This is a genomic window from Vibrio sp. 811, assembly GCF_033339195.1.
Map to the genome: position 1 here is coordinate 252,313 of NZ_JAWOUB010000002.1, position 16,147 is coordinate 268,459.

General features: G+C 42.1%; 19 protein-coding genes and 2 tRNA genes. 7 read left to right on the plus strand and 14 right to left on the minus strand.

Annotation, left to right across the window (positions count from 1 at the left end):
• The coding region (locus tag R7Q46_RS30790; protein ID WP_411978762.1) for a sigma factor-like helix-turn-helix DNA-binding protein at positions 1 to 2,114 on the plus strand (2,114 nt) is incomplete at its 5' end.
• A gap of 184 nt (positions 2,115 to 2,298) precedes the next feature.
• Here the strand turns inward: R7Q46_RS30790 and R7Q46_RS04945 are convergent.
• The 9 genes from R7Q46_RS04945 to R7Q46_RS04985 all read right to left on the minus strand — a co-directional run bounded on the left by R7Q46_RS04945 (position 2,299) and on the right by R7Q46_RS04985 (position 6,272).
• Positions 2,299 to 2,706 (minus strand): antiterminator Q family protein, encoded by a 408-nt coding sequence (locus tag R7Q46_RS04945; protein WP_065766466.1) that lies wholly within the window; start codon positions 2,704 to 2,706, stop codon positions 2,299 to 2,301.
• Between the two features lie 36 nt (positions 2,707 to 2,742).
• The gene (locus R7Q46_RS04950) at positions 2,743 to 3,144 is read right to left on the minus strand and encodes a recombination protein NinG (RefSeq protein WP_005495404.1); all 402 of its coding nucleotides are present in this window, start codon (positions 3,142 to 3,144) and stop codon (positions 2,743 to 2,745) included.
• Positions 3,134 to 3,316, minus strand: a complete 183-nt coding sequence (locus R7Q46_RS04955) for a hypothetical protein (RefSeq protein ID WP_031855938.1) — start codon at positions 3,314 to 3,316, stop codon at positions 3,134 to 3,136. The genes R7Q46_RS04950 and R7Q46_RS04955 overlap by 11 nt, the downstream gene beginning before the upstream one ends.
• Positions 3,313 to 3,963, minus strand: coding sequence for a DUF1367 family protein (locus tag R7Q46_RS04960; RefSeq protein WP_318077348.1), 651 nt, complete (start codon positions 3,961 to 3,963; stop codon positions 3,313 to 3,315). The genes R7Q46_RS04955 and R7Q46_RS04960 overlap by 4 nt, the downstream gene beginning before the upstream one ends.
• Positions 3,956 to 4,336, minus strand: a complete 381-nt coding sequence (locus tag R7Q46_RS04965; RefSeq protein ID WP_065766470.1) for a hypothetical protein — start codon at positions 4,334 to 4,336, stop codon at positions 3,956 to 3,958. The genes R7Q46_RS04960 and R7Q46_RS04965 overlap by 8 nt, the downstream gene beginning before the upstream one ends.
• Positions 4,333 to 5,286: a helix-turn-helix domain-containing protein gene (locus tag R7Q46_RS04970; RefSeq protein ID WP_203515863.1), complete on the minus strand. Its 954-nt coding sequence runs from the start codon at positions 5,284 to 5,286 to the stop codon at positions 4,333 to 4,335. The genes R7Q46_RS04965 and R7Q46_RS04970 overlap by 4 nt, the downstream gene beginning before the upstream one ends.
• Before the next feature lie 65 nt (positions 5,287 to 5,351).
• Positions 5,352 to 5,570, minus strand: coding sequence for a hypothetical protein (locus R7Q46_RS04975; protein WP_005495414.1), 219 nt, complete (start codon positions 5,568 to 5,570; stop codon positions 5,352 to 5,354).
• Positions 5,567 to 6,031 carry a YmfL family putative regulatory protein gene (locus tag R7Q46_RS04980; RefSeq protein WP_025526421.1) on the minus strand — a complete coding sequence of 155 codons (465 nt, stop codon included), beginning with the start codon at positions 6,029 to 6,031 and terminating at the stop codon, positions 5,567 to 5,569. Before R7Q46_RS04980 ends, R7Q46_RS04975 begins: the two co-directional genes overlap by 4 nt.
• A gap of 19 nt (positions 6,032 to 6,050) precedes the next feature.
• Positions 6,051 to 6,272, minus strand: a complete 222-nt coding sequence (locus tag R7Q46_RS04985) for a helix-turn-helix transcriptional regulator (RefSeq protein ID WP_021486590.1) — start codon at positions 6,270 to 6,272, stop codon at positions 6,051 to 6,053.
• 144 nt (positions 6,273 to 6,416) lie between these two features.
• On the opposite strand from R7Q46_RS04985, the gene R7Q46_RS04990 reads away from it, so the two are divergent.
• From R7Q46_RS04990 to R7Q46_RS05015, 6 genes are all read left to right on the plus strand, one after another.
• Positions 6,417 to 7,049, plus strand: coding sequence for a LexA family protein (locus R7Q46_RS04990; RefSeq protein ID WP_140138929.1), 633 nt, complete (start codon positions 6,417 to 6,419; stop codon positions 7,047 to 7,049).
• 711 nt (positions 7,050 to 7,760) lie between these two features.
• On the plus strand, positions 7,761 to 7,940 hold the full coding sequence (locus tag R7Q46_RS04995; protein WP_127463331.1) for a hypothetical protein: 180 nt from the start codon (positions 7,761 to 7,763) through the stop codon (positions 7,938 to 7,940).
• Positions 7,941 to 7,952: 12 nt separating this feature from the next.
• Complete coding sequence (locus tag R7Q46_RS05000) at positions 7,953 to 11,117, plus strand: hypothetical protein (protein ID WP_318077350.1); 3,165 nt, start codon at positions 7,953 to 7,955, stop codon at positions 11,115 to 11,117.
• Positions 11,110 to 11,637: a siphovirus Gp157 family protein gene (locus tag R7Q46_RS05005; RefSeq protein ID WP_005495427.1), complete on the plus strand. Its 528-nt coding sequence runs from the start codon at positions 11,110 to 11,112 to the stop codon at positions 11,635 to 11,637. Before R7Q46_RS05000 ends, R7Q46_RS05005 begins: the two co-directional genes overlap by 8 nt.
• A 324-nt stretch (positions 11,638 to 11,961) precedes the next feature.
• The gene (locus R7Q46_RS05010; protein WP_318077351.1) at positions 11,962 to 12,150 is read left to right on the plus strand and encodes a hypothetical protein; all 189 of its coding nucleotides are present in this window, start codon (positions 11,962 to 11,964) and stop codon (positions 12,148 to 12,150) included.
• A 238-nt stretch (positions 12,151 to 12,388) separates the two neighbouring features.
• Positions 12,389 to 13,594 (plus strand): tyrosine-type recombinase/integrase, encoded by a 1,206-nt coding sequence (locus tag R7Q46_RS05015; RefSeq protein ID WP_025542383.1) that lies wholly within the window; start codon positions 12,389 to 12,391, stop codon positions 13,592 to 13,594.
• A 197-nt stretch (positions 13,595 to 13,791) separates the two neighbouring features.
• On the opposite strand, the gene R7Q46_RS05020 is transcribed toward R7Q46_RS05015, so the two are convergent.
• From R7Q46_RS05020 to maiA, 5 genes are all read right to left on the minus strand, one after another.
• Positions 13,792 to 13,868: transfer RNA gene (locus R7Q46_RS05020), tRNA-Val, on the minus strand.
• A 33-nt stretch (positions 13,869 to 13,901) separates the two neighbouring features.
• Positions 13,902 to 13,978, minus strand: a tRNA-Val gene (locus R7Q46_RS05025).
• Positions 13,979 to 14,157: 179 nt separating this feature from the next.
• Positions 14,158 to 14,496: a hypothetical protein gene (locus R7Q46_RS05030; protein WP_005377830.1), complete on the minus strand. Its 339-nt coding sequence runs from the start codon at positions 14,494 to 14,496 to the stop codon at positions 14,158 to 14,160.
• Between the two features lie 119 nt (positions 14,497 to 14,615).
• Positions 14,616 to 15,275: a DUF2726 domain-containing protein gene (locus R7Q46_RS05035; RefSeq protein WP_005377831.1), complete on the minus strand. Its 660-nt coding sequence runs from the start codon at positions 15,273 to 15,275 to the stop codon at positions 14,616 to 14,618.
• Between the two features lie 195 nt (positions 15,276 to 15,470).
• On the minus strand, positions 15,471 to 16,139 hold the full coding sequence (maiA, locus tag R7Q46_RS05040; protein WP_005377832.1) for a maleylacetoacetate isomerase: 669 nt from the start codon (positions 16,137 to 16,139) through the stop codon (positions 15,471 to 15,473).
• Positions 16,140 to 16,147: the final 8 nt, after the last annotated feature.

A 16,147-nucleotide genomic window follows, 5' to 3' on the forward strand; every position in this document is an offset into this window, starting at 1 on the left:
CAGAACCAGAACCAGAACCAGAACCAGAACCAGAACCAGAACCAGAACCAGAACCAGAACCAGAACCAGAACCAGAAATTATATCTGTTCAGGATAAAGTACTGTCAAGTACTCCATCCGAAAAAACTGGAGTAAAACAAAAGTCACTAACTGATTTTGTAACAATCCGTCCAGCGGATAAAATAATAGTCCCTGAAAAAAGCATCTGGCCTAGTAAAGAAATATTGGCAGATATCTATCTCAACTTTTCTTTGTTGTCTGAGGGCGAAAGAAAACTTATGAATCGGGCGGCAAAAGAACTAGCAATAAAAAAGCTTGACCAACTATCACTAGCTAATGTTGTTTATGATTGGAAGCCGGCCAGACCTAATGCCGTAATACTTGGTCGCAAATTATTCGAAGTTTATGAAGAATTCAAAGATAAAGTGTATCCATACTTAGAAACAGTTGTAGATAAATCTGACGAAGAACTATCCGAGTCATTAACTGAGCCATCATTGCTACGTGTAGATCGATTATTCGTTTTACCGTCAATTGTTGTAGATAAAATACTAAGTAACGACCTTACATCATTCGTTGATAGTTGTGATGATAGAACAAAAGAAATCGTTCTATCTCGCTTTGGTATAGATGGCAATCCAGCAGTTACTCTTGAAGAAATCGGTCAACGGTTTGGGATAACTAGAGAACGAATTCGTCAACTAGAAGCAAAAGCTATTGCTTTGTTAAAGCTGTCATTAAGCTTAACTTCTACTGTTATTCGCCAAAACGTTAAACAGAACCTTACACATGAGTTTCAAGAGCTTTACCCAAGCTTAGCTGGTCGTTTTGAGCGAGAGAAAGATCTTTTCCTCTTCATGGAACACATTACTGACGCTAACAAAAATGAACTGAGAGATGTCGTATACCCTAACTTCAAAGTAGATGTTATAGAAGAGTGGTTTGCGTATAATCTAGCTCCTATGAGCACTGAAACAGCAGTAGAGCTATTGATGGAGCAATACGGCTGCAACGCTAGACAGGCTCTAAACGCTATCTATCAATTATCTAATGAAGAAAAAATTAATTTTCAATCGGGAAATATTACACCGAAGGGCTTAGGGAAGATTGCCGCAGCGGCACAAGCTGCGTTAGCTTTCCCTGACGGGGTTAACTTTAGAGACATCCACAAATTAGCAAATGAACAAGGTTTTTGTAATACACAATTTCCTCTTGACCGCCAAGAACATGGTATTCAAGGCGGTGTAGAACAAGGCTTATTGTACTTATCTGGTCATGGTTCATACCGCCATACGAACTTCTTCCCACTCGACGAAAAACAAGTAGAACACATAGTAAAACAAGTGAAAGAGATACTTGCAGTTCAAACACAAGGTACTGATTCATTGCATCTAAAGATGAATGTCTATGAGCAATCACCTGCATTAAGAGAATTTGATTACTTTGATGTTCGACACGTAGCGCGTGAGTTTGGTGAGCAGTTTGGTGTTTACTTCGCAGGGAAAAGTGGTGCAGACACCGTGAGTCTGAAGAGTGACGTTACACCTACAGGTCAACAACAAGCTATTCTAAAGTGGTTTACCACAGACAAAACTCCGCGAACTCGTGATGAAGTTGCAAAAATCATCCGTAGCGGATCGGTTAACCACGCGTCTTTCTACATCAATGAGCTAGTGACTGAAGGCAAACTTGTTCGTATCGACTTAACGCATTACACAACACCAGAATATGCATTTGAGGGAGCTCCTATTAAAGAAATAATGGATATTAGTGTTAGATACATCAAATACTCTGATCGCCCGATTGAAATAGGCATGATTGCTAATAAATGTAACGCCCTACTCCACTTAGAGAAGCCAAAAGTTTGGTACTTATCGATGTTACGTCAGTTTGCTAAGAACTTTGGTTTAGAGCTGTATACATACCACAACCTGATTTCTAACAAACCTCTAGATGGGTTGTCGATCCACAGCATATTAAAACCTGCAATGCAGATAACCGATGAACGCTCTGAACTCGTTGATATCGTGAAGAAGAAGATTGATGTAGAAGAGTCTGCAATACACGCAGCTATCCATCACTTGCGCACTACGCAACGTACACATAGCTATTAATTTCGTACATGGACTAAGTAAATATGGATGAACGTTACTATCCAATATCATTCTAACATTCGTCTGACATTAGAAAACGTATGGAAACCTGTGACGCCATCTCTATCTATCAGTTTCAGATTGAGCCAACTCATAAAGCCTCTTAAGTTAAAGAGGCTTTCTACTTTGCCGTAATACGACAGCGCTATTTATCATACGCTAGCCTAAATCCCATTTGTTCACGCTGAATGAGCATTCCACAAACCATTGATTCCATTAAAAGTAACAGTGAGCGAACCTTGCCTTCCGTGCATTGCTTTTTGTCTTCTCTTGTCGCCCTTCTCGCAATCTCACTTTTATTGAGTCCATAGACATAGTGAAGAATAAAAAATGTCATTGGCCTTGGATTTTCCTCATCCATCATACAAGCAACCAACTTATCAATGACTAGAGCATCATCATCACATAGCTTATATCTTAAGTCTGGAGTCACAGGCAGGACATTCGATAACCCACACATCTGTGTATACCAATGACAACCAGTATTGTTGTGTGACCAGTTCCCCCACCCTCTTAACAGTACTCGTGTACGTTCTAAATCTTGATCTTTCATATTGATACCATTACTTCAATTACATGTTGGTGTGAACTAAGCTGACTCGTAGAAATACTCAAAATTAGTACTCATCACGTCAGCCTTGGCCTTGTAGACTTTCTCAATGTCGTATAGGTCATACACCGTCCAGTTCTGCGGAGAGTGATAACTTTCTAACGTTTCTAAGCGAGATAGTCCGATACGTTCGATAAGTCCACGTCGGTACTCTTTCGAATTCCCCGATTTGTTCCCGTTGCATTCGTAGCACTGGCCATGGGCATTGTCTTCATTGAATCTAAGTTCAGGGGCTGCGCCTACAGAACGAAAGTGGCCGCAACACAGAGGCAAGTAGCGTCCACAGCTAGCACACGGTTTTCCGCTATCGCGTAACACGATAAAACGGTTAAATTGTTCTTGAGCTTTTTGAACTCGATACCCGTATTTCTTAATTTTCATTTGTCAGCCACAGCCCCATAAATCCAGTAAAAAGAGCCGTTAGGTAGATGAGAAACACACTATCGAAATGGAAGCCACGCCCAGCGAAGAGAAAGCAGAATTGCAAGAATGCTGACGATACCACTGCTATCGCACTAACCACCGTAAATAAGGCAAATAACAGACGTATCATGCGAACTCCATAAAGCGATATACGGCGTTTTGCATCTCTTGCTCGTCGTTAAATACTTGAAAAAGTGATTGGTTCCATATGACGTTAAAACAACCTTTGTAAATTTTTTCGAATTGTTCTTGGTCTGCGTTCTCAAAAGCGATAGACCAAGGCCGCTTTACTGTTCCACCATTGGGGAGCATTTCTAAATCAAAATAACCAGCTTCGATCATCACTTGGTATCGGTAGTGCTCAATACACTTGTAAGCCTCTGGGTCGCAGTGACTTTCTCGCTGTTTTTTTATTTTCGATAAGACGATGTTGGCAATCTCAATACCATGTGTTTCATACATGTCTTCTCGTCCAGCCAACTGACAGAATTGCTTCGCAGTTTCATGTGCTATGTAATACTCTGGTTCGCTGATTAGGCTTACGTCGGGAGACCAATACTCGAATCCTAGGTGTATCAACGCAAAAAACTTACGGTGGTGATCCAAAACACGGGCTTTCGCTTTAGACTTAGGCTTAATAGCCACAACGCGTCCACGCATCGTAGCAGCCTTTTCGCGCATTTCAGGTGTTGCGTACTGAATATAACCACCAGTACCAATTGCACCGATGATCTCTGTCGTTTCTTTTTTCGCCTTCACAGTTAAACAACTACGCACGTTTCAACTCCTTAAAGTGAATTCTTGGTTTCGCCAACTTTTGAGCTTTTTTGGCTTTCTCTATCATCAAGTCGACACGAAACTGAGTGTTTTCAGAGTCATCATCGTTAGCCGCGGTCATCTGCTCATAATCTTTGAGAGTAATGCCATAATCATTCGCTATGTCGTTTAACATCTGATTCGCTAACTCACGCGCTTTGCGCCACTCTCCACAATTGTGAAAGTGCTTGTAGATATCCTCATATTGTTCACTAGCAACTTTTTGATTTGCCATATTCAGGCGTTGCAACTTACCCTCGATAAACGGCAGATCAGATGGAATGCCCCACTTTTTAGAACCGGCATACCAAAACTTCGGTAGGTAGTAGATCATCTCTCCCCCTGCAATCGCTCTCGGATTTGTCGTTGTTGCTGGATGAATTTCTTTAACTTTTCAATATCCGCTTGGAAACTGACAATAGCTTTATCGCCACCAGGAATGTTCCATTGTTGATGCTGCATAATGTTCTGCTGCAAACCTGCTACTTTAGATTCAGCTAGACGTATCTCGTTCTCAATTTGGGCTGTACAGTCAAGCTGAACTGGTGACTCTAGGTTTTTATTGCATCGTCCCTTGTTCTGCTCTTTGGCTAACCAAGAATTGATAAATCTAGGGATTCCACTTTTGGTCTTGCGTCTGGTGGGATTAGATTTCAACCAACCAAGCATGTTTCGAAATTCCTGATAAACATCTACAGACGGATACAGCTTTCTGAACTCGAATATGTCCTCCATGTACACGGAATAAATCTCACCACGACGATTCGTTGGAAATTCAAATTCAGATTCAGGTTTTCTGGTTTCAAGCAATTCATCATTGCTTGGAATAAGATCTTTTAAAGGATCAATGGTTGGTTCTATGACTGGTTCTGTTACCCAATTTTGGGTACCTTTCAAATCCGTTTTTGGGTACCTTTCAAGTCCAATTTTGGGTACCTTCGGAAGGTGTCCATTTTCGGGTACCTTCTTTTCAGGGCTCGTGGTTCTTGATGATTTTGGGACTTGATGCTTCACATCGTCTTCTATGCCTAACAATTCCCATACAACAACCTGATTCGTTGACCCCTTTCTTTTCCCAGAATCTCGAATGATCCCAAGCTCTTGCATTACCTTTAGGTTCGAACGAATTGTTTTGATGTTTAAGCGAGTATCGAGCTCTATACGCTCCGCACTCGGATATGCTCTATGATACTCATCAGCTCGATCGGCAAGAGATAGAAGAATTAACTTCATCGTGGCCTTGATATCTTGTCGCCACGCCCAATCTGTAGCTCGTCTACTCATATTCTTGACTTCCAGCGCTACGCTGCGCTTTTCTTATACGCCTAGAGGTAAAACCAACAACCCTCTCACCAATCGTTAAGCGTTTGACTTTTATGGCGGTCAAACTCGCGCTGCTTTTCCAGCAATATATTCGTAAGCCCCTGATAACAATCAACGGTCTTTCCTGCCACGACTAACTCTTTAACCGTAAACTCTCCATCTCTGATGACGACTTGAACTGGAGCAGTGATTGTTACGATTTCAGAAACGGGAATTAATGATTTATCAATTACGCCTTTTTTCATTTGTCCATCCCATAAACTCGAATCGCAGCTAACTTGCTCGCGATAACTCGTGCAGCTGCTTCAATAGCAGCTGACTTAATAGCTTTCGCTTCTTTGTTGTCGATCATTTGGTCATCTGCGAGTGCTCGGCAAATCTCGACATTCGCTTCACCAAGTGCAGCCATCTCTTTGATCTGGATTTCGCTAAGCTCTTCCGCGTCAAGTTCGAGTTCCGCCATAGGAACAAACAAACCACCGCGTTGGCCTGCGCGATATTGAGCCAGAAAGTAGGTACCAGCGTGGATTTCCATTGCTTCTAGATCTTCATCATCGAAAAAACGGCAACCGTTTCGTTCATAGAGCTTGTTGTTGAAGGTGGTTTCAGACATACCAATTGCGCCAGCTAAAGCACCTCGACCGCCCTTGGTCTTCTTGATAATTTCTTTGACCACTTCTTTTTTCGAGTCAAATTTCACTAACATAATCAATAACTCCTTGTAGTTATGCAGTTTTCTTTGGTGCTGTATTATCTGGAAATACATCTTGGAACTTGCATTTAGCACCCAAAGAGCAGAGAGCATTAATTATCTGCCAGCATGTTTTTAGATTCGGGCTACGCCCTTTTTCATATCGATTAACTGTTGCTTGATAAACACCTAGCTCATCAGCAAGTTGCTGCTGAGTTATTCCTAAATTGGTACGGTAATCTTTAATTCGGTTCATATGTCCTCCGTCACATGAGGACATTTATACCAATTTGGAATTCTACATGCAATCGATATATTCCATAACGGTTGTTTTTAAAAAATACCGCAGTGGCATAATTAGCGAATGAAAACAAATTGGAATGAACTGGTTAAATCCAGGATGAAGACCTCAGGCATAACCCAATCAGATCTTGCTGAATTAATGGGAGTGGCTCAGGGAACTATTGCTCGCTACTTAAACGAGAAGCGAGAACCAAGCCTTGATACGATTGCCGAAATGATGAAGCACGTCGGACTTAGTCAAATGACTTTGCTTTCTGACGGCTCTGTTACACCTGATGGTTTTGCTAATGTAAAATCAATAGATGACCAACCTGAAACCAAAGGGCTATTCCCTTTAATCAGTTCGGTGCAAGCGGGACAATGGAGAGAAGCTTGCGAACCGTATAACGTTAAAGACGCACAAATGCTGGCAACAACTGAGAAAGCGAGTTCAAGTTCATTTTGGCTAACAGTTGAAGGCGATTCGATGACAGCACCGCCCGGTTCACCACTTAGTTTCCCTACGGGTGTTCGCGTTCTAGTCGATCCTGAGGTTGAAGCGGTTAATAAGTCACTGGTTGTTGCCAAGCTTGATGATGTTAACGAAGCCACATTCAAACAACTCATCATTGACGCTGGACAGAAGTTTCTCAGTCCGTTAAACCCATCATTCCCCAAACTGCCAATTAATGGTAACTGTAAGATTGTAGGTGTAGTGGTTGATGCTAAGATTAACGTCAAACTTACCTGAGCATAGAATCTACACAGAGTAATCCCCCCACCAATTTGATGATAACCGCCCTAGTGGCGGTTTTTTATTGTCTAAAATCTGCCCCCCCATATTTCAGAATTCATCCTACCATAAAAAATAATTCCATTTTGGCATTTACATTCAAATGCCATTATGGAATATTAATTATACCAAGGCGATGCCTTGAGGCTCTTTAAAACTGTTGGAAACCCAAAATAAACTGATACGCCCCGCTTTCGATGGCGTGAAACACTTAAACGGATGAGCGAGACCACTAGGTGGTACAAAACGTTTGAGAGCACCTATCAGCAAAGGGCTGATAGATGAGTAACGAAAGTAAATCTACGGTCACCCGACATAGTGAGGTGACTAGACCTATCCCATAGGTACTCTAGTAGTAACGGGCTTTGGCTTTCTTATGAGAGCCATTTTGAAATGCTCTTAACGGTCGGTCGATTTTGATAGTGACAACCGACTGAGCCTTGATAAATCGCGTTAGGGGCATTTCAAAATTGCGGTATCGGACCGGTCTTTAAGATCTGTGTATTAATTTTTATCCGGTACCGCAATTTACCCTAGTACACACACGTCCCAACAAGCACAAGACTTTCTTTAGAGGTATTAAAGAGCGCACCCATTGCAACCTCTCTCCCACCTAGCCAGCTCTGGCTTATGCGTGCTCTGTTTAATGTCTCTACTGAGGAATTGACTGTGGACAGACCTTCCCAAGAATCCGTTGAGCAGTTCTGGCTCTCGGTAAAAAAACTACCGCACGATCGAAAAATTATGACCGATTACTGCCGGAAGCATGGTTTCCGTAGTCCTGACTCGGTTGAAGAAAATTTTGAAACTGCATCTTCCCTCAAAATTCAAGGCAGCTTAGCTGTATAAGGACACCTTAAAATGGCTGATAAGTATTTCAAATTAACCTGTAATAAAAAGGTATCGCACAAAGCGGTAAAAGAATCTGGCGATTTGGAACCTGTAATTCACTACATTAAAGCCGCAACCCAAGAACTAGCCAAATCGGAAGCTGTTTGCAAGGTTGAAGCAACTCATCCACTATGCACCGAAAATGAAAATTCCGGATACAGTGATTTCTTCAAAGGCGTTAAGGCCGAAAAAATATCAGAAGAAGACTACAACGCAGCAATTATAGAATTAGAAGCCAAGGGGGTTGACGAAGGCGAGTTCATTCACTCAGATGAACAACAAATAAATGTTCCGGATACCCCGTACCCTACCCTAGGCCAAGATGGATACTACGACACAAAAGATCCTCAAGTTGAAGATTCCTCTTTCATTTACAGTAGCGAAACCGACAGTATGAAAGCTGCTAAGGTCTTCATTCTGAGAGTTGGCCATAGCCAATATGCTTACGGCTTCCGATTTAAGTTTGGTGACTTCGATAAGCACGAAAAAATGAACTTAGATCGAACCGAAGAAAAACGTTGCGACGCGATTGATAAAGCGGTGGAACGCCTTGAAAAATTCCTAGATTACCAAGATGAGTTTGGCCCCGAAGACCAAAAAACCTTTATCTCCGCAACGATGAAACATGATTTTTATCATGCATTCCTAGAACCTAGTGAACTGTTTATAACAGCACTATCACAGCACCCAGACGCAAAGAACGCATTAGAAGCCCACAGCGATTATTTAGAAGTTGTTGAAGGTCATTTTGCGGACATCTGGCCTTTAGATAAATCCCCAAATCAAGCAATTGAGCATGTGAACTCAATGGTAACGATTGGTGTTCTATACGATTTAGAAGCTTTCACCGAGAGCTTGAAACCTTACCTTCCTGCCGTACTAACCGAGAAAACGAAAGAGTCGATGAAACATATTGAAGATGTTATCGACAAGCCAGCAGCCAATGAATACATCATTGAACCTAACTGCTGGAAAGCCGCTCTCCCTGTAACCGATGAATTACACGTCGTTATTGCAATCCGAGATTGTGGTGACGAGGGGTGGCAATATGCTGTCGGAGGCAATCAGAAAGCAGAACGCGCATTCGGTGACGCTAACGACTTTGGCTGTGAGTTTGCCACCACCCGAAAAGAAGCGATCAAGATGGCTGGTCAGGCAATTATTGACGCTCTGTACAAGTACGATAGCTCATTAAGTCTAGCTAAGATTTTTATGAAATCTCCATACATTCAGGAGTTCGAAGAAAATTGCATTGAGGTGATGGATAGCGAAGACTTACCACCTAACGAATGTTCACCAATAGAAAATGCAGTACGTGAACGCCTAGCTCGTCGCCCTACAGCAAGAATGACAGAGGGCGAAGTAAAACTCGCTATGGATGCACTACAACCTCACATCACAGCTCAAACCGACATCGAAGAACTAGTGGAGACTATTAACGGCTTGGAAAGATGTGGGGTTTTATTTAATGAAAGTGAGGCTGAGTATCTAGTGGCCAGATGTACGGTTACTAAAAATAACATTCAACACAAACCAGCACATAATTTAGAAAATGAGTATGAATGCTTTATTGCTGAAATATTTTCTCGCATTAGTGATGGTAGCCCATATCTAACAACAGAGCAGTATGAAGAGGCAGGAGAGAAGCTTGCTGCCGTAGTAGATGAACTCACTAATTGGCACAACGGAGAACGGGAACACAACGGTAAATACTTAACTTTCGTTAAAGACAAAACACTAGAAAACATACGCAACATTGATTTTGATGATGCAAGCGAGGTGTCAAAATCATTTCTAAACATCCGAACTCTTCGCGCTGTCTTTCGAGAAAATATCGAACTTATTGAAAGTATGGAGCCAGCATCCAACACTCTGATATCAGAAGTAGAGCATCCATCTCTCTTGCTCGCCATAGCTGAACGCTTGGCACATGAAAATCACGCAGTAACACCTGAGCGTGCCTATACCCACTTATTAAAAATCATTACCAAAGACACCGACATTAACGCTTTAGCTGATTACATCAAACAGCTTAAAAATCCGGTGATCATTTGGCATTCAACTGAGTCGGTTAACCTAGTAATGAAGTTTACCGGCCAACCCAAAGCCGATGGTAATAATGAGCTTTCAAGTGGCAATAATGAACAAAAAGAAGCCCAAAAGTTACCAGAACAAGGCAAAAAAGAACCAACCGATGGTAATGGAAAGCCTAAGGTTACCAAAAACGCACCTTTACCCGAATCTGCTAATGATGAGCATCTTGCCGATTCTGATAACAACATTAGCGGCACTGACGTTCCTCAAAATATTGTAGAGCAAGAGCCAGCTAACGATCCTGAAATTCCAGATGTCGATTTAGACGAAAGCAATTCAAATATGGGTATTTGGAATCAGTCATTTAAAACCGATTTGAATTTCACTAAGCAAGACCCATCGACAGGTCGATTATCCATCAATGCTCAATACCGCCAAATGAAAGCAACCGAAATATTTGGTCCTCGTGGCAAAGGTTGGGGTGTCGATGTTAAGCGGGAGTGGATTGAGGACGGTTTGCCAATTTTCGCTAACGGTACGTATACCGGAGTGAATGAGTCCGTCCACAACATGGAAGTTGAGCTTTGGTACATCCACCCTAACAGTGGCGAACGATGCACATTAACAGCTTTTGGTGAGACTGAGCGTTTCTATTGGTCACACAATTACAGTCGCATGATCAAAAACGGAGAGTGCCGTAAAAAGTCACTTACCGACGCGACAGGTAAAGCGCTTTCAATGTTAGGCATTTGTGGTGACGTATACATGGGTGAATACGACGATGAAAACATCATCAACCGTTCGCAAATGACGAAGACAACCGACAATGCGCTTAAACAGCTTGAGTTTGATGCGAAAGCAACACAACAGGCGCTAGATAAGGCTAAGTCATACACTGACAAGTTCTCTACTGCTCCTTCTCTGGCAGAAATCAAGCGACTTCAAAAGCTAGCTGAAACAGCTCTGGATGCAATCCCTACCGACGACAAGGCAAGCAAAGCCAAGAAAGACAAAGCGCTTTCTCGAATCGCGGAGCAAGCAGAATCGGCAATAAAAGACTTCAACGCTGACATTAAAGATAAGGATCAGGCAAATGGCTGATAAGACAGAAAGCATGAACAATATTAACCAGCAGGTCTTTGACCTGTTGGAGCTGGCCAAACAAGAAGAATGGGACGAGCAAACCATTGCGGATAATTTGGCAGGTATCGAGTGTTCTATTGATGACAAACTCATGGCCTACCGTCGATACATGGATAAGTTAGAAACAGCAGCGAAGCTGGCAGATGCGGAGAAAAAAGTATATGCCGAGCAAGCAAAACCATACGGTGACCGCGCCAAGTCTTTAAAAGACGAACGCAGTCGAATGACCTACCCGCTTCTGAATTTATTCCAAATGTTAAATGTCGAAAAAATGAAAGGTGCATACGGTACTTTTTACATCAAAAACAATCCAGCCAAACTTCGATACGAGGAAGCCCACCTTCCTGAGAAATATCTAATACGCGAAGTTCGTTTTGTCCCTGATGAGGACGCAATAAGAAAAGCGCTAGATGATGGTGAAGAGCTAGATTTTGCTTGGTATGAGTCTCAGCCTCAACAAGTCGTACTGAGAAAATAAAAATGAGTATATTCACCCTACAAATTGAGCCTCACTTAGCTGAGGCATTTTTTCACTACTTAAAACAACGGGGCTATTCAATCTACCCACCAGTGAGCCCTTCTTCACCACAAGTAGCGAGGCGTGGCTCGAGCCGACACACTCTATCGACTAAGCCTACGGGTACACTCGTTGTCTCTATAGGGCTGCATCTTGAAGCAATGAAATTTCTCACTACTATAAAATAAGAAACCTATTGCATTGCATGAGCTAAATATAAACAACCAGTCTCATCGAGACGCTATTACCGTCGCTCGTCAATCTGCAAAAAACAGAGGTAATGCTATGAGTAACTCATACAAAGAAGAACTAAATGAACGTTTGATAAATGTCGTGAACACTAAATGCAACATTTTAGGGTGTGATAACTGTGACCTAAAATGGGATGGTGGTTGTAGCACTACAAACTTGGAAGCAAAAATCATCGAAATTGAAATCAAAGAAATGAACTCTGACACAAGTTCAAATGATTAGGTAATCGGAGACTTCTAAAATGCGTGAAATGACCATTCCCCAATACAAACGCAATTATTATCCTGCTCTTTGCAGCCAAACTATTCGAAATTGGATCAGACAAGGAATCCTTCAGGCTCGTAAAACACCTACCGGCCGCTGGCTCATTTACATACCTGACGCAGCGAATGACCCAGAGTTAACTACTACACCCAAAGCAGCACAGCTTCTAAAGTTGATGAACGGAGGCAGTTAACCTATGAATGCTCGCAAGCGAACTACTGGTCGTGAGCGCATTCCCAAACACTTGTATGTAGAAAAACGAAAAGGCCAAACAAGGTATCGCTTTACTCTTATCGATGGTACCAAAATGCTAATGCCAGCTGAGTTTTCTTTAGATGACATTATTGCAGCAGCTAACGCATACAATGACGAGCACAGACCAGCACAACACTTCCAAATTTCCCCTAGATCTAGAAAAGACAAATTCAACCGCCCGATGAATGAGTGGCTTGAGCATGTAATGGTTAGAATTAAAAACGAAGAAGAACTGTCAGCAGAAATCCTTAGACAAGTATCGAGTGATATAGCTCGACTTAATGAGTTTTTAGGAGACAAGTTTTCCAAGTCAATTAACTTAGAAACCATGAACGACTTTCTAAATACATATTATGGTGATAAATCCAAAGAGGTTTATAACAAGAAACTTTCTCGATTAAAGAAGATCTTTAGCTATCTAGCAGATGAATCCGCAATTGGTGAAAACTTCATGTTGAACAAAAAACCGAAACGGCTAAATGCTTCGGATAATAAGAAAGAACGCTTGGATTTAGATATAGAGGCATTCAAAGCAATTGAAAAAGAGGCCCCACTATTTTTAAAAGTAGCTATGGGGTTATCGATTCAATCGACTCACGCAGTAGCTGAACTACATAGAATAAAATACCGTATACCAAAACCAAAACCGGATACATGTGGAATTGTCTGGTTTGATACTCCAAAACCAGAGAACGGAGAAATGGTATTTGGTACCTTGTACATACACCGAGCAAAGGTTAAGAATGCTAAAACGTCTTATGTTGCTATTCCGGTGACAAGCGCTATCAAAGAAGTTGTAGAGCTATCTAAAACAGATAAGCTACATTGCCCTTACGTAGTGCATCGTAGACCTGCAAGAAACAATAATATCGCTAAGCAGTGTGACCACCGTTACCAAGTAACCAGTCGCATGATCAGCGAAACATTTTCCAAAGTACGCGACGAACTCGGTTTGTACTCTAACGTAGAAAAAGCTAAGCGCCCTACTTTCCATGAAATCCGGAGACTATCGGCAAAACTCATCGATGAAATGGGTGTAAACCCTCGCCAACGCATGGCACATGCCAGTGATAGAACCACTCAGATTTACACTGATAGTCACGACGTAGAATGGCATGAAGTACCAGCCATAAGCGTCGCAATATAGCCCATTTCAAGCGCTGTACAAACTACTGTATTTTACCACCTTTTTACCACCCTTTTACCACCCCCTCGAACTTTACTCAGTACTAACGCAGAGTAATAACAAGGGGAGAAAAAAGGACAAAAGAAGGAATTTCACTTGAATATCAATAAGTTACAGATACAAAAAAGCCCACCGTTTGGTGGGCTTTTTCTAAAATTTGGTGGGTCCGGGCGAACTCGAATCGCCGACCCCTACCATGTCAAGGTAGTACTCTAACCAACTGAGCTACGGACCCAAATTTTTATGTTCCTAACCATTCAATTCAGAATGGTGCGTCCGAGTGGACTCGAACCACCGACCCCCGCCATGTCAAGGCGATACTCTAACCAGCTGAGCTACGGACGCATTTCTCTGGAACGACGAGGATATTAGCTATAAGCGAACGACGGTGCAAGCACAAATTTACCAACTTTGAACCGTTTGGCGAAAATGTAAACTCAACACGCGTTTTCAGATGATTTTATCGACAAGGACTGAGCCTGCAGGGTTTAAAAGTGTGATCTATATAACTTTTATTATCTCACTTAATTGTCGTAAGGCACTTCACTGAGCATCCAAATCTGTAAGGTTTGCGATACCTTAGGGCAAGTGCCGAACAAAATCTGATATTTAGGTTTAAATGGTTCGCCGATATAGGTTGTACGAATCAACTCTCCTGTTTTGACGTCCACTTGAGTGCTCACCCTGCCTTTGAAGTTTTGAAATATGACAAACTGCTCACTGTGGTAAACCATTTGCTCTCGGTAAAACAAGAAATGATCTTGGGGTGTCTCTGTCAATTCACACTCCAGTGGTTTCAAATTAGGTATCGCACTAACATTAGATGCGATGAACAATGCTGACAAAATCCATCCGTATCGCATATGGCTGCCCTATTCTGCACTCTTTTTCAAAGTATAGGTCTTGCCTTGAGGACAGATACAAAAAAGGCTTTGATCATCTCTAATCAAAGCCCCTTATTTCTGCAGGTTAATTGTCGTGTTTAGTCGTCCGCCTCAAACACAACGTTATAATTTTCGGTGTATGTACAATTCGGCTGACGGCTACAAGTAAAGAAACGTCTCCCTTTGAACTCACCTTGGCTTGCGGTTTTAATGATCATCGGACTGCCGCATTTTTTGCAAAAGCGCACTTCTTTATCGGGCTCAATCAAATCAATGTGTGCCGCAAGCAAACGACGTAATCGCCCAACTTGATAACTGTGCTTTATCGAAGCGCCGATTAAAGGCAGGTTGGCCGTCTTACAAACATGAATCAATAACTTTTGTCTTTCTATCTTACCCTTGTTTAGCTCCTGCCCATTATCCAATTCAACGATAACGCGCGGCTCTAGTGTCCTTGGGTCACAAATAACGTAATCAAAATAGCTTCGAGATATACGATTGTTCGCGACAAAAAACTGCTTCTTATTTTTGATTTCTTTTGGCGTAACCAAACTGGACATGTTTACTTTCGCGAATACTACGGCATGCTCCCCGACCGCCGCTCTTAACGCATTATAGAACGCACCCTCTTGACCTCTGAGCAGAGGGCCTTTCGAGCGATAAGGATAATCACGCGTGTCATCGTGCTTAATCACGTACTTTTGAATAACAAAGAAGAATAAAACCAGAAGAACAACAATGATAAAAATGTTGGTCATAAATAAAGTGCATCCAAAACAACTCGTTGCTCAAAGCGTAAATGGAAATGTTATGCAGAGCAACAAAACCTCGCAATTTTGAGGCGCCACGACGATAGCGAGAAACAGAAAATTTTGCTCACCAATAAAAACAAGCCAATCACACACTTGGATTGGCTCGTTTAAATTTTGTTAATACATTATGTATGCTAAGAATCAACTATTAGCGTCTGGCTGATTCTCTGGCATCGCATCAATAAAAGCTGGCAGTTGATTGCATGACTGCACAACAGCGTTAATGGTTGGATAAAGAGAAGTATCTACACCAAAGCGTTGTGCGTTATAAAATTGTGGTACCAGACAAATATCGACAATAGATGGCGAGCTTGTCAGGCTAAACTTGCAATCACCATTTAGTTTACGATGCTTCTGAAGTTTCTCTTCTAATGCTGTAAAACCTTTGTGGATCCAGTGATGAATCCAAGCGACTTTGCGCTCTGGTTCGCAAGCTAACTCCCCCTCTAAATACTGTAGAACTCTTAAGTTATTCAGGGGATGAATCTCCATTGCAATATCCTGAGCCAAAGCTAGCGCTTGGTATCGAAGCGGCGTTTGCTCGGGGATCACAGTGACATCCGGGTAGTGTTCTTCTAAGTATTGAATGATCGCCAGTGACTGGGTTAACTGAACCTCCCCATCCACCAGCAAAGGAACCAGTTCAGAAGCGTTTAACTCATGGTACTCGTCACTGTGTTGTTCGCCACCATTGCGCACTAAGTGTACCGATTTTGAATCATACGATAACTCTTTAAGATTCAAGCAAATACGCACACGATACGCCGCCGATGATCGCCAGTATCCGTATAAAATCATGCTATCGCTCATATCGTCTC

Bases quoted from the DNA above. Each gene is read 5' to 3' on its own strand.
- R7Q46_RS04945 (WP_065766466.1), bottom strand. From the start codon at position 2,706: ATGAAAGATCAAGATTTAGAACGTACACGAGTACTGTTAAGAGGGTGG.
- R7Q46_RS04950 (WP_005495404.1), bottom strand. From the start codon at position 3,144: ATGAAAATTAAGAAATACGGGTATCGAGTTCAAAAAGCTCAAGAACAA.
- R7Q46_RS04955 (WP_031855938.1), bottom strand. From the start codon at position 3,316: ATGATACGTCTGTTATTTGCCTTATTTACGGTGGTTAGTGCGATAGCA.
- R7Q46_RS04965 (WP_065766470.1), bottom strand. From the start codon at position 4,336: ATGATCTACTACCTACCGAAGTTTTGGTATGCCGGTTCTAAAAAGTGG.
- R7Q46_RS04970 (WP_203515863.1), bottom strand. From the start codon at position 5,286: ATGAGTAGACGAGCTACAGATTGGGCGTGGCGACAAGATATCAAGGCC.
- R7Q46_RS04975 (WP_005495414.1), bottom strand. From the start codon at position 5,570: ATGAAAAAAGGCGTAATTGATAAATCATTAATTCCCGTTTCTGAAATC.
- R7Q46_RS04980 (WP_025526421.1), bottom strand. From the start codon at position 6,031: ATGTTAGTGAAATTTGACTCGAAAAAAGAAGTGGTCAAAGAAATTATC.
- R7Q46_RS04985 (WP_021486590.1), bottom strand. From the start codon at position 6,272: ATGAACCGAATTAAAGATTACCGTACCAATTTAGGAATAACTCAGCAG.
- R7Q46_RS04990 (WP_140138929.1), top strand. From the start codon at position 6,417: ATGAAGACCTCAGGCATAACCCAATCAGATCTTGCTGAATTAATGGGA.
- R7Q46_RS05000 (WP_318077350.1), top strand. From the start codon at position 7,953: ATGGCTGATAAGTATTTCAAATTAACCTGTAATAAAAAGGTATCGCAC.
- R7Q46_RS05005 (WP_005495427.1), top strand. From the start codon at position 11,110: ATGGCTGATAAGACAGAAAGCATGAACAATATTAACCAGCAGGTCTTT.
- R7Q46_RS05010 (WP_318077351.1), top strand. From the start codon at position 11,962: ATGAGTAACTCATACAAAGAAGAACTAAATGAACGTTTGATAAATGTC.
- R7Q46_RS05015 (WP_025542383.1), top strand. From the start codon at position 12,389: ATGAATGCTCGCAAGCGAACTACTGGTCGTGAGCGCATTCCCAAACAC.
- R7Q46_RS05030 (WP_005377830.1), bottom strand. From the start codon at position 14,496: ATGCGATACGGATGGATTTTGTCAGCATTGTTCATCGCATCTAATGTT.
- R7Q46_RS05035 (WP_005377831.1), bottom strand. From the start codon at position 15,275: ATGACCAACATTTTTATCATTGTTGTTCTTCTGGTTTTATTCTTCTTT.
- maiA (WP_005377832.1), bottom strand. From the start codon at position 16,139: ATGAGCGATAGCATGATTTTATACGGATACTGGCGATCATCGGCGGCG.